This window comes from Streptomyces sp. NPDC085946 (assembly GCF_044540485.1).
Classification (GTDB): domain Bacteria; phylum Actinomycetota; class Actinomycetes; order Streptomycetales; family Streptomycetaceae; genus Streptomyces.
This window is the reverse complement of the sequence record NZ_JBITSF010000006.1, coordinates 417,721-432,448: the sequence shown is the minus strand read 5'-3', so window position 1 is coordinate 432,448 and position 14,728 is coordinate 417,721. Positions and strand designations below refer to the sequence as shown.

The following is a 14,728-nucleotide window of genomic DNA, read 5'->3' as shown; positions in this document are numbered from 1 at the left end:
GCCCGGTTACATTCCGAACCCGGAAGCTAAGCCTTACAGCGCCGATGGTACTGCAGGGGGGACCCTGTGGGAGAGTAGGACACCGCCGAACAATCATTGAAAGGGTTGGGTCCCGAACTTCGGTTCGGGGCCCAACCCTTTTTTGTTGCGCGTCACTTGACGTTCACGTTGCGCAACCAGCATCCCTGGCATGGGTACTGCTGCAATGCTCAGGGCCGCCGGGATCGGAGTCGGTGACGAGGTCATCGTGCCGGCCTTCGGGAACGTCGAAGTCGCCTCGGCCGTGACCCTGTTGGGCGCGCTGCCGGTGTTCGCCGACATAGATCCCGTGACGTACTGCCTGGACGCGGGAGCTGTGGAGGCGGCGGTAACTCCGCGGACCGCGGCCCTCGTTGTGGTGCACCGCTTCGGCCGGCCCGCTGACATGGCGCGGCTGCTCGCGGTCGGGCAGCGGCACGGGGTGCTCGTGGTGCAGCAGGGGGAGTCCGAGGCGCCGTACGACGAGATCGCTCAGCGGCGGGAGCGGGCCGCCTACCTCGACGCGAAGCTGCGCGGCGTGCGGACGCCCGACGGGGGCGACGGGCACACCTACCAGCAGTACGTCGTGCGGGTGCCGGGGAACGGGCGGCCGGACCGGGACGCCTTCGCACGGGCCGTGCGCGGCAAGGGAGTCGAGTGCCGCGTGCCGGTGAAGACGCCGGTGCACCGGCTGCCGGAGTTCCGGCACTGCGTGTCGCTGCCCGAGACCGAGCGGGCCGCCGACGAGACGCTCGCCCTGCCCGTCGACGCGTCGCTGACGAAGCGGGACATGCAGCGGATCGTGTCCGCCTGCAACGCGCTCGGCGGGCTGCTCCAGCCGGCCTTCTGAGCGGTCCGGCCGGAACCGGGGGCGGTGGTTGGGAACACCGGTTCCTTCGGGGTATGATCTATTCCGTTGCCGCGGGGGAAACCTCGCAGAAGGCGACCGGCCCCTATAGCTCAGTCGGCAGAGCGTCTCCATGGTAAGGAGAAGGTCAACGGTTCGATTCCGTTTGGGGGCTCCAGCAGAAAAGGCCCCGCCCATTGGGCGGGGCCTTTCCCATGTCCTCAGTCCTTGTGGGGCTCCGGGACGCGCATCGCCAGGATGGCCATGTCGTCGGACGGCGCGTCGGAGGCGAAGCGTTCCACGGCGCGCATGATGCGGGCCGCGACCGCGCCGGCCGTGAGGCCCGTGCAGGTCGTCAGGACGTCGGCGAGGCCGTCGTCGCCCAGCATGCGGGTGCCTTCCCGGCGCTCGGTGACGCCGTCCGTGACGCACAGCAGGACGTCGCCCGGGTCGAGGGTGACCGTCTGCTCGTAGAGCTCCAGGTCCTCGATGACGCCGAGGAGCGGCTGGGGCTCCGCGGCCGGTTCGACGGTGCCGTCCTGGCGCAGGCGCAGGGGGAGGGGATGGCCGGCGCAGACGACCTTCAGTTCCGCGCTGCCGTCCTCCTGCGGGCGCATCTCGCCGTAGAGGAGCGTGAGGAAGCGGCTGCGGGCGCCCTCGTCGAGGATCGCGGAGTTCAGGCGCTCCAGGACCGCCGGGCCGCTCAGGCCCTCCCGGGCCAGGAGGCGCAGGGCGTGGCGGGCCAGGCCCGTGACCGCGGCGGCGTTCGGGCCCGTGCCGCAGACGTCGCCGATGGCGAAGCCGTACGCGTTGTCCCGGATGGGGAAGAGGTCGTAGAAGTCGCCGCCGACCTCGTTGCCCTCGCCGGCGGCGCGGTAGATGACCTCGACCTCGACGCCCTCGATGCTGGGGAGCTCGGGCGGCAGGAGGCTGCGCTGGAGGGACTGGCTGATCGCCGTGCGCTCCGAGTAGAGGCGGGCGTTGTCCAGGGCCAGGGCGGCGCGGCGGGACAGGTCCTCGGCGAGTTCCAGGATCTCCTGGCGGAAGTGCTCGTCGGTCGGCTTGCCGAGCGTGAGCATGCCGATGACGCGGTTGCGGGCGACCAGGGGCAGGACGACCGTCTCGCCGCCGACCGCGGAGGCGGTGGCCAGGGTCGGGCCGATGCCCGAGGAGGCCTGCTGGAGGGGGCCGCCGCTCAGGCCGAGGCTGCGCATGGAACTGCGCAGGGCCGCCTGGTGGGCGACCTCGCCGGGGGCCGTCCAGACGCGGGCGCCGGGGGTGGGCACCGGGTCGGGCGGCGGGATCTTCGACAGCAGGGACTTGATGCCGTCGATGAGCTCCTCGTCCTCGTGCAGGACGTACGACAGGTACGGTTCCGAGGCCTGGTCGGCGATCGTGTAGACCGCGCACCAGGTGGCCAGGGTCGGGACCGTCATCTGGGCCATCAGGGCCAGGGTCTGGTCGCGGTCCAGGGTGCCGGCCAGCAGGTCGGAGGCCTCGACGAGGAAGCTGAGGGAGCCGCGGCGCAGGCGTTCCAGTTCGCCGAGGCGGGCGGATTCGACGGCCAGGGCGATGCGGTCGGCGGCGAACTGCAGGCGCAGCGCCTCCTCGTTGGAGTAGCGGCCCGGGGACTCGGCGGCGACGCCGAGGGAGCCGGTGAGACGGCCCTCGACCTTGAGGGGGACGGTGACGACCGAGCGCATGCCCGTGCCGTTCAGCAGCGGCACCGCGCCCGGGACGGCGGCGAGGTCGTCGTGGACGGCGGGCATGCGGGCCGAGCCGTAGCGGCCGGGGCCCGCCTCGACGGGGACGCGGGCGAAGCGCTGGCGGGCGGAGGGCAGGCCGGTGGAGGCGCGCACCTCCAGCTCGGTCTCGTCGTCGGTGGCGAGCAGCAGGAACGCGGAGTCGCCGTCGAGCATGTCGCGGGCGCGCTCCACCGTGCGCTGCAGGAGGCCGTCGAGGTCGTCCGGGGCGGGGGAGCCGATGAACACCTCGAACGGGTCGGTGCTCTGGCCGTCGGAGGAGGCGGAGGAGTCGGAGGCGGGGACGCGCAGCGGCGTCTGCAGAACGGCCCGTTCGTGGTCGCGTACCAGGAGGCACACGGTTGACGGCTCGCCGCCCGTGTCGCGGACGCGCAGGTGGGAGGCGTACACGGGGGTGACGCGGCCGTTGGCGCCGCGGATGCCGTAGCTGCCCTCCCAGCGGGAGAGCCGGAGGGCCTCCGCGATGCCCGTGCTGGTGCCCGGGGTGTGCGGCCAGGCCGCGAGGTCGGTGAGCGGCTTGCCGGTGACCTGGTCGGCCGGGTAGCCGAAGAGCTCCTCGGCGTCCTCGTTCCAGGCGCTGATGTGGCCGGAGCGGTCGATCTGGACGACGGCGACGCGGACCCGGCCGTCGGCGAGCGGGAGGAGGTCGGCGGGCAGGGAGGGGCCCGCGGCGCGGGTGCCCACCGGGCGTTCGGGGAGGTCGAGCCGGAACCAGACGGTCTTGTGCGTGGGCGTGTAGTCGACGCCCCAGCGGCCGGCCAGGGCCGCGCACAGCTGCAGGCCGCGGCCGCCCTCGCGGTCGGGGCTGCTCATGAGGACGGCGGAGCTCTGGAGGGGGACTTCGCGCTCCGGATACCGGTCGGCGACCTCGACGCGGACGCCGTCGTCGCTGCGCAGGCACAGCACGTCGGCGGAGGTGCCGGCGTGGACCACGGCGTTGGTCACGAGTTCGCTGGTCAGGACCACTGCGTCGTCGACGATGTCGGCGAAGCCCCAGCCCTGCAGGGTGTCGCGGACGAAGGAGCGGGCGCTCGCGACCGATCGCCCGACGGGCTCGAAGCTGGCGGCCGCGCGCGCGGTGATCACAGAACTCCTCGACCGGTTCTCGACGTGCTGGGCTCCGTGGCCGACCGGCTCGTGCCGCTGCTGGGGCATGCCGCCCGTCGGCCCTGGGTCCGAGGGCTGTCCCCCCGGGATCACTCCGGTGGTGGTCATGTGTGCGGCCGCCCCTCCGATGCCCGCTCGTGCTCCTGCCACCGCCCAGGCCGGACGGACCGGCGTGGCTGGACAGCCGGATGCAAGGTTACTTACCTTCGCGGTCCGTGCGGATGCCGGTCTGCAGTGTTTCCGCCCGGAGGGTGTGCGGACGATGTGCGAAGCTGCCGAACTGTTATGGCCTGGTTGGGCCGGGGTGAAACACTGGGCAGGCTTCCTGTGAAGGTCAGGACAGGCTGAGTGCCCTCCGCGTACGGCGGGCAGCAGCCCCTGGAGGCGGCCCGGTGCGCCGGGCGGGCCTGCGCGGTAAGCAGGAGTACGCGGAAGCAACCGGTGCCCCGAGCGGTGGCATCCCGAGCACAGCAGTGATGGTCGACCCCTGCGGGAGGGACACAGTGGAGTCTGGCGCAGCGACGCGTGGCACGAGGACGCGCGCGAAGGGCGGACAGTCCCCGAGCACCCAGGTCAAGGCGCGCGGCGGTACCACCGAGGTGGACACGGCGGCGCTGAACCGGCTGCTGTCGGCGCTCCTGTCCATGCGGGACGGGAACTTCCGCAAGCGGCTCACGGTGTCCGGCGACGGCGTGATGTCCGAGATCGCGGCGGTGTTCAACGAGGTGGCCGACCGCAATCTGCACCTGACGGGCGAGCTGGCGCGGGTGCGGCGCATGGTGGGCCGGGAGGGCAAGCTCACCGAGCGGCTGGAGACGGGGGCCTGCGAGGGCTCCTGGGCGGCCGCCGTCGACCATTCCAACGCCCTGGTCGACGACCTCGTACGGCCGGTCGCCGAGGTCAGCCGGGTGCTGTCGGCGGTGGCGGAGGGTGATCTGTCGCCGCGCATGGAGCTGCGGACGCAGGCGCCGGACGGGACCGGGCACCAGCTGCGCGGCGAGTTCCTGAAGGTCGCGCGGACCGTGAACAACCTGGTCGACCAGCTGTCGACGTTCACCGACGAGGTCACGCGGGTGGCCAGCGAGGTGGGCACCGAGGGCAAGCTGGGCGGGCAGGCGCGGGTGCGGGGCATGTCCGGCTCCTGGAAGGACCTCACCGAGTCCGTCAACACGATGGCGTACCGGCTGACGGCCCAGGTGCGGGACATCGCGCTGGTGACGACGGCGGTCGCCAAGGGCGATCTGTCGCGGAAGGTCACGGTCCACGTGGCCGGGGAGATGCTGGAGCTGAAGAACACCGTCAACACGATGGTGGACCAGCTGTCGGCGTTCTCCTCCGAGGTGACGCGGGTGGCGCGCGAGGTGGGCACCGAGGGCATCCTCGGCGGCCAGGCGCGGGTGCCCGGGGTCGACGGCGTGTGGAAGGAGCTCACCGACTCCGTCAACACCATGGCGGGCAACCTCACCGCGCAGGTGCGCGGCATCTCCGAGGTGACGACGGCGGTCGCCAACGGCGACCTGTCGCGGAAGGTGACGGTGCCGGCGCGGGGCGAGGTCGCGCAGCTCGCCGACACGATCAACCAGATGACCGAGACGCTGCGGATCTTCGCGGACGAGGTCACGCGCGTCGCCAACGAGGTCGGGGCCGAGGGACGGCTCGGCGGCCAGGCGAACGTGCCGGGTGCGGCGGGCACCTGGAAGGACCTGACGGACTCCGTCAACACCGTGTTCCGGAACCTGACCACGCAGGTGCGGGACATCGCCGCCGTGACGACGGCCGTGGCCAACGGCGACCTGTCGCAGAAGGTCACCGTCGACGTGGCCGGGGAGATGCTGGAGCTGAAGAACACCGTCAACACGATGGTCGACCAGCTGTCCGCGTTCGGCGCCGAGGTCACGCGGGTGGCGCGGGAGGTCGGTGTCGAGGGCGAGCTGGGCGGTCAGGCGCAGGTGCCGGGGGCTGCCGGCACCTGGAAGGACCTCACCGACTCGGTCAACACGGCGTTCCGGAACCTCACCGGGCAGGTGCGCAACATCGCGCAGGTGACGACGGCGGTCGCCAACGGCGACCTGTCGCAGAAGGTCACCGTGGACGTCTCCGGCGAGATGCTCCAGCTGAAGAACACCGTGAACACGATGGTGGACCAGCTGTCGTCGTTCGCCGACCAGGTGACGCGGATGGCGCGGGACGTGGGCACGGAGGGCCGCCTGGGCGGTCAGGCCCGCGTGGACGGCGTGTCGGGCACGTGGAAGGAACTCACCGACTCCGTCAACTTCATGGCGGGCAACCTGACCTCGCAGGTGCGGCAGATCGCCCAGGTGACCACGGCGGTGGCCCGGGGCGACCTGTCGCAGAAGATCGACGTCGACGCGCGCGGGGAGATCCTGGAGCTGAAGAACACCATCAACACGATGGTGGACCAGCTGTCGAGCTTCGCCGAGCAGGTGACGCGGGTGGCCCGCGAGGTGGGCACCGAGGGCCGTCTGGGCGGCCAGGCGCAGGTGCCCGGGGTCGCGGGCGTGTGGCGCGACCTGACCGACTCCGTGAACGGCATGGCCGGCAACCTCACCGCGCAGGTCCGCAACATCGCGCAGGTGGCGACCGCGGTGGCCCGGGGCGACCTGTCCCAGAAGATCACCGTGGACGCGCGCGGGGAGATCCTGGAGCTGAAGAACACCCTGAACACGATGGTCGACCAGCTGTCGTCGTTCGCCCAGGAGGTCACGCGGGTGGCCCGCGAGGTGGGCACGGAGGGCATCCTGGGCGGCCAGGCCGAGGTGCAGGGCGTCTCCGGCACCTGGAAGGACCTCACGCAGTCCGTGAACGGCATGGCCAACAACCTCACCCTGCAGGTCCGCAACATCGCCGAGGTCACCACCGCGGTCGCCAAGGGCGACCTGTCGAAGAAGATCACCGTCGACGCCAAGGGCGAGATCCTGGAGCTCGTCACCACCGTCAACACCATGGTCGACCAGCTGTCGAGCTTCGCCGAGCAGGTGACCCGGGTGGCGCGCGAGGTGGGCACCGAGGGCATCCTCGGCGGCCAGGCGCACGTGCCCGGCGTCACGGGCATCTGGAAGGACCTGAGCGACAACGTCAACCTGATGGCCAAGAACCTGACCATGCAGGTGCGCAACATCTCGCAGGTCTCGGCGGCCGTCGCCAACGGCGACCTGACGCGGCAGGTCACCATCGAGGCGCGCGGCGAGGTCGCGCAGCTCGCCGACACCATCAACACGATGGTGAAGACGCTGAGTTCGTTCGCCGAGCAGGTCACCAAGGTGGCCCGCGAGGTGGGCACGGACGGCATCCTGGGCGGCCAGGCGCACGTGCCCGGTGTGGCCGGCACGTGGAAGGACCTCACCGAGTCGGTGAACCAGATGGCGTCCAACCTGACCGGCCAGGTCCGCAACATCGCCATGGTGACCACGGCGATCGCCAAGGGCGACCTGACGAAGAAGATCGACATCGACGCCCGCGGCGAGATCCTGGAGCTGAAGACGACCATCAACACGATGGTCGACCAGCTGTCCTCCTTCGCCGAGGAGGTCACCCGCGTCGCCCGCGAGGTGGGTACGGAGGGCCAGCTCGGCGGCCAGGCCCGGGTGCGGGACGTGGACGGCACCTGGCGGGACCTGACCGAGTCCGTGAACGAGATGGCCGGGAACCTGACCCGGCAGGTGCGGGCCATCGCGCGGGTGGCGACCGCGGTGACCCGGGGCGACCTGAACCTGAAGATCGACGTCGACGCGTCCGGCGAGATCCAGGAGCTGCAGGACTACATCAACAAGATGATCGCCAACCTGCGCGACACCACGATCGCCAACAAGGAGCAGGACTGGCTCAAGGGCAACCTGGCCCGCATCTCCGCGCTGATGCAGGGCCGGCGCGACCTGGAGGACGTGGCCTCGCTCATCATGAGCGAGCTGACGCCGGTGGTCTCCGCGCAGCACGGCGCGTTCTTCCTGGCGCTGCCGCTCGTCGACGGCGAGGACATGAACGCCGCCGGCGGCGACCAGTACGAGCTGCGCATGCTCGGCTCGTACGGCTATTCCATGGGCTCGATGCCGACGTCGTTCCGGCCCGGTGAGGGGCTGATCGGGACGGCCGCCACGGAGAAGCGCACGATCCTCGTGGAGAACGCGCCCAGCGGCTACCTGAAGATCTCCTCGGGGCTCGGGGAGGCGCCGCCCGCGCAGGTGATCGTGCTGCCGGTGCTGTTCGAGGGGAAGGTGCTCGGTGTCATCGAACTGGCCTCGTTCACGCCGTTCACGCAGATCCAGAAGGACTTCCTGAACCAGATCGCCGAGATGATCGCCACCAGCGTCAACACCATCTCGGTCAACACCAAGACCGAGCGGCTGCTGGCGCAGTCGCAGGAGCTGACCGAGCAACTGCGCGAGCGGTCCGCCGAGTTGGAGCAGCGGCAGAAGGCCCTGCAGGCGTCCAACGCCGAACTGGAGGAGAAGGCCGAGCTGCTGGCCCGGCAGAACCGCGACATCGAGGTGAAGAACACCGAGATCGAGGAGGCGCGGCAGGTCCTGGAGGAGCGCGCCGAGCAGCTCGCGGTCTCCATGCGCTACAAGAGCGAGTTCCTGGCGAACATGTCGCACGAGCTGCGCACGCCGCTGAACTCGCTGCTGATCCTCGCCAAGCTGCTCGCCGACAACGCCGAGGGGAACCTGTCCCCGAAGCAGGTCGAGTTCGCCGAGACCATCCACGGCGCCGGGTCCGACCTGCTCCAGCTCATCAACGACATCCTGGACCTGTCGAAGGTCGAGGCGGGCAAGATGGACGTCTCCCCGACGCGCATCGCGCTCGTCCAGCTCGTCGACTACGTGGAGGCCACCTTCCGGCCGCTGACCGCGGAGAAGGGCCTGGACCTGTCGGTGCGGGTCTCCCCGGAGCTGCCCGCCACGCTGCACACCGACGAGCAGCGGCTGCTGCAGGTGCTGCGCAACCTGCTGTCCAACGCGGTGAAGTTCACCGACTCCGGCTCGGTGGAGCTGGTGATCCGGCCCGCGCGGGACGACGTGCCGCAGCAGATCCGGGAGCAGCTGCTGGAGGCCGGGTCGCTGACCGACCCGGACGCCGGGCTGATCGCGTTCTCGGTGACCGACACGGGCATCGGCATCGCGGCCAGCAAGATGCGGGTGATCTTCGAGGCGTTCAAGCAGGCCGACGGCACCACCAGCCGCAAGTACGGCGGCACCGGCCTCGGGCTGTCGATCTCGCGGGAGATCGCCCAGCTGCTCGGCGGCGAGATCCACGCGCAGAGCGAGCCGGGCCGGGGCTCGACGTTCACGCTGTACCTGCCGCTGCACCCCAGCGAGCTGCCGCCGCAGGGCTACCAGCAGGCCATGCCCGCGCTGGAGGCCGGCGAGCTCGTGGCGTCCTCGTCGGAGCTGTCCGACGTGGAGATCGAGACGCCGGCCGAGGTGAAGTCGTACCGCGAGACGCAGAACGGGCCCGCCGCGCTGTTCCGGCGCCGCCGCCGGACCGCGCCGCCCGCCCTGGAACAGCGCCCGGCGCAGCCGGAGCAGTGGCCGGCCCGGGAGCAGGAGCCGGCGCCGGTGGCCAGGTCGCACCGGGGGATCCGCTTCGGCGGGCAGAAGGTGCTGATCGTGGACGACGACATCCGCAACGTCTTCGCGCTGACCAGCGTGCTGGAGCAGCACGGCCTGTCGGTGCTGTACGCGGAGAACGGCCGCGAGGGCATCGAGGTGCTGGAGCAGCACGACGACGTGGCGGTGGTCCTGATGGACATCATGATGCCCGAGATGGACGGTTACGCGACCACGACGGCCATCCGCCGGATGCCGCAGTTCGCGGGGCTGCCGATCATCGCGCTCACCGCGAAGGCGATGAAGGGCGACCGGGAGAAGGCGATCGAGTCGGGCGCCTCCGACTACGTGACCAAGCCGGTCGACCCCGATCACCTGCTGGCGGTCATGGAGCAGTGGATGCGGGGGTAGTGCGGAGGAATCCCGGGGGCCGGGCGAAGGCCGCGGGGAGCTTCGGCGGGGGTGCCGCGCCGCTGATGCGGTGTGCGCGAACCCGTGTAGAAGTGGGGGATTCGGGGAACCTTCTGGTCTCCCGCTGCGTTTCTGCTACGTGCACAGTGACATCACGGTGACAGGGTGTGGTGACGGGCGGGGTGCGGCTACGATGACCGGCACAAGGACGGGCGGCGCAAGGGAGTCGTCCTCTGGGGCGGCACCCGCCGGTGCTTCCCCAGGTCCTGCGGACAGGGGAGGCCCCAAGCCGGGGCGAGGAGGGCGGGCCATGGTGCAGAAGGCCAAGATCCTCCTGGTCGATGACCGGCCGGAGAATCTGCTGGCGCTGGAGGCGATCCTCTCGGCGCTCGATCAGACGCTGGTGCGGGCATCGTCCGGGGAAGAGGCGCTCAAAGCACTGCTCACGGACGACTTCGCGGTCATTCTGCTGGACGTCCAGATGCCGGGCATGGACGGCTTCGAGACGGCCGCGCACATCAAGCGGCGGGAGCGGACCCGGGACATCCCGATCATCTTCCTCACCGCGATCAACCACGGCCCGCACCACACCTTCCGCGGGTACGCGGCGGGCGCGGTCGACTACATCTCCAAGCCGTTCGATCCGTGGGTGCTGCGCGCGAAGGTCTCCGTCTTCGTCGAGCTGTACATGAAGAACTGCCAGCTCAGGGAGCAGGCGGCGCTGCTGCGGCTCCAGTTGGAGGGCGGCAGGGCCGCGGGCGGCGAGGCCAAGGAGCCGGCGGGACTGCTCGCCGAGCTGTCGGCGCGGCTGGCCGCGGTCGAGGAGCAGGCCGAGGCGCTGACCAAGCAGCTGAACGACGAGTCGACGGACGCGGCGGCGGTGGCCACGGCGGCGCACCTGGAGCGGAAGCTGACGGGACTGCGGCGGGCGCTGGACGCCCTGGAGCCGGGCACCGGCAGCGAGTCGTCGGTGTCCTCGCAGAACTGACGGCCCCCTCAAGGGGGTTGGCGGGCGGTCCGCGGGTCCGCCGGGCACGCGCGGGATGACCCGGCGTCAATGCGGTGCGCAGGCAAGAGCGACACGAACGGGTGAAGCCTCACGCACACGTGTCCACCGCCGTCTCCCCCGGTAATCTCACACCCATGGCCTCACGTCCCTCCGCAGCCAGGAAGCCGCCCGCGAAGAAGGCGGCCGCTCCGGCGAAGGCTCCGGCGAAGAAGGCCGTTGCCAAGAAGGCTCCCGCGAAGAGGGCGCCCGCCAGGAAGGCCGCGGCGAAGAAGCCCGCGCCCAGGCCGGCGCCGAGTCCGACCGGTGGCGTCTACCGGCTGGTGCGCGCCCTGTGGCTGGGCATCGCCCACGCCGTGGGCGCCCTGTTCCGGGGCATAGGGCAGGGCGCCAGGAACCTGGACCCGGCGCACCGCAAGGACGGCATAGCGCTGCTGCTGCTCGGCATCGCGCTGATCGTCGCCGCGGGCACCTGGGCCGACCTGGAGGGCCCGGTCGGGGACCTCGTCGAGATCCTGGTGACCGGTGCCTTCGGCCGGCTCGACCTGCTCGTGCCGATCCTGCTCTTCGTCGTCGCCGTGCGGTTCATCCGGCACCCGGAGCAGCCCGAGGCCAACGGACGCATCGTCATCGGCCTGTCCGCACTGGTCATCGGCGTGCTCGGGCAGGTGCACATCGCCTGCGGGTCGCCCGCGCGCAGCGCGGGGATGCACGCCGTACGGGACGCCGGCGGCCTGATCGGCTGGGCGGCGGCGACCCCGCTGTCGCACACCATGACCGACGTGCTGGCCGTGCCGCTGCTCGTGCTGCTGACGGTCTTCGGACTGCTGGTCGTGACGGCCACTCCGGTCAACGCCATCCCGCAGCGGCTGCGGCTGCTCGGGGTGAAGCTCGGCATCGTGCAGGACGCGGTGGCGGAGTACGCCGAGTACGGCGAGGACGACGCGCGCTACGACGAGCAGTGGCGCGAGGCGCTGCCCGCGCGCCCCCGCCGGCGCCGCGGCGCCCCCGAGGCGTACGACCCCGACGGCGCGGAGCAGGACGCCCTGACGCGGCGGCGCGGGCGGTCCCGGCGGACCGCGGAGCCGCAGCCCGGCACGGACCGGCCCAAGGACGCCGTGGACGTGGCGGCGGCCGCCGCGGCGGCGCTCGACGGTGCCGTCCTGCACGGGATGCCGCCGTCGCCGGTCGTCGCCGACCTCACCCAGGGCGTGCGCGCCGGCGACCGCGAGCCGACGACCCCCGCCCCGACCCCCGCCCCGGCGCCCGTACCGGCCGCCCGTCCCCGGCAGGACAGGCCGAAGGCGGACGTCCCGGACCTCACCAAGGCCCCGCCCGCCGAGACCCGTGACCTGCCCGCGCGCGCGGAGCAGCTCCAGCTCTCCGGCGACATCACCTACGCGCTGCCCGCGCTCGACCTGCTGGAGCGCGGCGGACCGGGCAAGGCGCGCAGCGCCGCCAACGACGCCATAGTCGACGCGCTCACCAACGTCTTCACCGAGTTCAAGGTCGACGCCCGCGTCACCGGCTTCACGCGCGGGCCGACGGTCACGCGTTACGAGATCGAACTCGGCCCCGCCGTGAAGGTCGAGCGGATCACCGCGCTGACCAAGAACATCGCGTACGCCGTCGCCAGCCCGGACGTGCGGATCATCAGCCCGATCCCCGGCAAGTCGGCGGTCGGCATCGAGATCCCGAACACCGACCGGGAGATGGTCAACCTCGGCGACGTGCTGCGGCTGGCCGCGGCCGCCGAGGACGACCATCCGATGCTGGTCGCGCTCGGCAAGGACGTCGAGGGCGGCTACGTGATGGCGAACATCGCGAAGATGCCGCACATCCTGGTGGCGGGCGCGACCGGCTCCGGCAAGTCGTCCTGCATCAACTGCCTGATCACCTCGATCATGATGCGGGCGACCCCGGAGGACGTGCGCATGGTGCTCGTCGACCCCAAGCGGGTCGAGCTCACCGCCTACGAGGGCATCCCGCACCTGATCACGCCGATCATCACCAACCCGAAGCGGGCCGCCGAGGCGCTCCAGTGGGTCGTGCGCGAGATGGACCTGCGCTACGACGACCTGGCGGCGTACGGGTTCCGGCACATCGACGACTTCAACGCGGCCGTGCGGGCCGGGAAGGTGAAGGCGCAGGAGGGCAGCGAGCGCGAGCTCCAGCCGTACCCGTACCTGCTGGTCATCGTCGACGAGCTCGCCGACCTGATGATGGTGGCGCCGCGGGACGTCGAGGACGCGATCGTGCGGATCACGCAGCTCGCGCGCGCGGCCGGCATCCACCTGGTGCTGGCCACGCAGCGGCCCTCCGTCGACGTCGTCACCGGCCTCATCAAGGCGAACGTGCCCTCCCGGCTCGCCTTCGCCACCTCCTCGCTCGCCGACTCGCGCGTCATCCTCGACCAGCCGGGCGCGGAGAAGCTGATCGGCAAGGGTGACGGGCTGTTCCTGCCGATGGGCGCGAGCAAGCCGGTGCGCATGCAGGGCGCGTTCGTGACCGAGGAGGAGGTCGCGGCCGTCGTCCGGCACTGCAAGGACCAGATGGCGCCCGTCTTCCGGGACGACGTGGTGGTCGGCGGCAAGCAGAAGAAGGAGATCGACGAGGACATCGGCGACGACCTCGACCTGCTGTGCCAGGCGGCCGAGCTGGTCGTCTCCACGCAGTTCGGCTCGACGTCCATGCTCCAGCGCAAGCTGCGCGTCGGCTTCGCCAAGGCGGGCCGGCTGATGGACCTGATGGAGTCGCGGAACATCGTCGGACCGAGCGAGGGTTCGAAGGCTCGTGACGTTCTTGTGAAACCCGACGAGCTGGATGGCGTACTCGCGGTGATCCGGGGGCAGTCCGAAGGGTAGGGAAACGGGGCACAAGGGCAGGGGACCGGGACACCCGGGTCGCCTCACGGCGGTTCCGGCGCTCCGGTGTCCGGATCGTGACTCTCCCGTGAGGGATTATTGAGCAACCGTTTCCCCGGGTCGTACGTCAAGTTGAGGGAAGCGACGAACAGGTGCTCCACCATCGGGATGCCGGGCCATTCCGATGGCGTACAAAGTCCTACCGCCCGGTTGCCCCACCCTTTCGCACCCCCCCTAGACTGAACGTCCAGCACAGGCGGCTACACGCTCGAAAGGCGCCCCCGTGTCCATCGGCAACTCCCCTGAAGACGAGCGTCCGTTCGAAGACGACCGCGTCGAAGACGACCGCGAGGAAGCCCGCCCCTCCATCGGCCGTGCCCTGCGACAGGCCCGGATCGCCGCGGGGCTCACCGTCGACGACATCAGTACCGCCACCCGGGTCCGCATCGCCATCGTGCACGCCATCGAGGCGGACGACTTCGCGCCCTGCGGCGGTGACGTCTACGCGCGCGGCCACCTGCGGACCCTGGCCAAGGCCGTGCACCTCGATCCGGCCCCGCTGCTGGCCCAGTACGAAGCCGAGCACGGCGCCCGCCCGGCCCCGACCCCCGCCGCGCCCCTGTTCGAGGCGGAGCGCATCCGGCCCGAACGGCGCGGGCCGAACTGGACCGCGGCGATGGTCGCCGCGATCGTCGCCGTCATCGGCTTCGTCGGGTTCACGCTGCTGGGCGGTGGCGACGACAGCGACGCGGCGAACGTCGCCGACGGCGCCACGCCCGCGAACGGCGACTCCGCCACGCCGACCCCCAAGTCCAAGAAGCCCGCCGACCCCAAGCCGGAGCCGTCCGACAGCGCCATCGCGGCCGCGCCCCTGGACAAGGTCACGGTCCGGGTGAGCGCCCCCGACGGCCGCAGCTGGATCTCCGCCAAGGACCACAACGGCCGGCTGCTCTTCGACGGCCTGCTCAAGCAGGGCGAGTCCAAGACCTTCCAGGACAGCTCGAAGATCAACCTGGTCCTCGGCGACGCCGGGGCGATCGACCTCCACGTCAACGGGAAGAAGATCGAGGACGACTTCCAGCCGGGCTCCGTGGAGCGGCTGACCTACACGAAGGGCGACCCCGAGGCCGGGTGACCGGCCGCGCGGA

General features: G+C 71.2%; 6 protein-coding genes, 1 tRNA gene and 1 rRNA gene. 7 read left to right on the top strand and 1 reads right to left on the bottom strand.

The window, feature by feature from the left end:
- From rrf to ACIF8T_RS15935, 3 genes are all read left to right on the top strand, one after another.
- A 5S ribosomal RNA gene (gene rrf / locus ACIF8T_RS15945) occupies positions 1 to 91 on the top strand; the annotation flags it as partial.
- Positions 92 to 205: 114 nt separating this feature from the next.
- Positions 206 to 868 (top strand): DegT/DnrJ/EryC1/StrS family aminotransferase, encoded by a 663-nt coding sequence (locus ACIF8T_RS15940; RefSeq protein ID WP_400035351.1) that lies wholly within the window; start codon positions 206 to 208, stop codon positions 866 to 868.
- A 99-nt stretch (positions 869 to 967) separates the two neighbouring features.
- Positions 968 to 1,043: transfer RNA gene (locus tag ACIF8T_RS15935), tRNA-Thr, on the top strand.
- A gap of 43 nt (positions 1,044 to 1,086) precedes the next feature.
- Here the strand turns inward: ACIF8T_RS15935 and ACIF8T_RS15930 are convergent.
- Positions 1,087 to 3,843, bottom strand: coding sequence for a SpoIIE family protein phosphatase (locus tag ACIF8T_RS15930; protein WP_400035319.1), 2,757 nt, complete (start codon positions 3,841 to 3,843; stop codon positions 1,087 to 1,089).
- Between the two features lie 395 nt (positions 3,844 to 4,238).
- On the opposite strand from ACIF8T_RS15930, the gene ACIF8T_RS15925 reads away from it, so the two are divergent.
- From ACIF8T_RS15925 to ACIF8T_RS15910, 4 genes are all read left to right on the top strand, one after another.
- Positions 4,239 to 9,710 (top strand): HAMP domain-containing protein, encoded by a 5,472-nt coding sequence (locus ACIF8T_RS15925; RefSeq protein ID WP_400035317.1) that lies wholly within the window; start codon positions 4,239 to 4,241, stop codon positions 9,708 to 9,710.
- A 310-nt stretch (positions 9,711 to 10,020) separates the two neighbouring features.
- A complete protein-coding gene (locus tag ACIF8T_RS15920; protein ID WP_400035315.1) occupies positions 10,021 to 10,698 on the top strand; it encodes a two-component system response regulator in 678 nt (225 codons plus the stop codon).
- Between the two features lie 155 nt (positions 10,699 to 10,853).
- Positions 10,854 to 13,580, top strand: coding sequence for a DNA translocase FtsK (locus ACIF8T_RS15915; RefSeq protein ID WP_400035313.1), 2,727 nt, complete (start codon positions 10,854 to 10,856; stop codon positions 13,578 to 13,580).
- A 283-nt stretch (positions 13,581 to 13,863) separates the two neighbouring features.
- Positions 13,864 to 14,715 carry a helix-turn-helix domain-containing protein gene (locus ACIF8T_RS15910; RefSeq protein WP_400035311.1) on the top strand — a complete coding sequence of 284 codons (852 nt, stop codon included), beginning with the start codon at positions 13,864 to 13,866 and terminating at the stop codon, positions 14,713 to 14,715.
- The last annotated feature ends 13 nt before the right edge of the window (positions 14,716 to 14,728 follow it).

Coding starts and splice junctions, on each gene's coding strand:
- ACIF8T_RS15940 (WP_400035351.1), top strand. CDS start 206: ATGCTCAGGGCCGCCGGGATCGGAGTCGGTGACGAGGTCATCGTGCCG.
- ACIF8T_RS15920 (WP_400035315.1), top strand. CDS start 10,021: ATGGTGCAGAAGGCCAAGATCCTCCTGGTCGATGACCGGCCGGAGAAT.
- ACIF8T_RS15915 (WP_400035313.1), top strand. CDS start 10,854: ATGGCCTCACGTCCCTCCGCAGCCAGGAAGCCGCCCGCGAAGAAGGCG.
- ACIF8T_RS15930 (WP_400035319.1), bottom strand. CDS start 3,843: ATGACCACCACCGGAGTGATCCCGGGGGGACAGCCCTCGGACCCAGGG.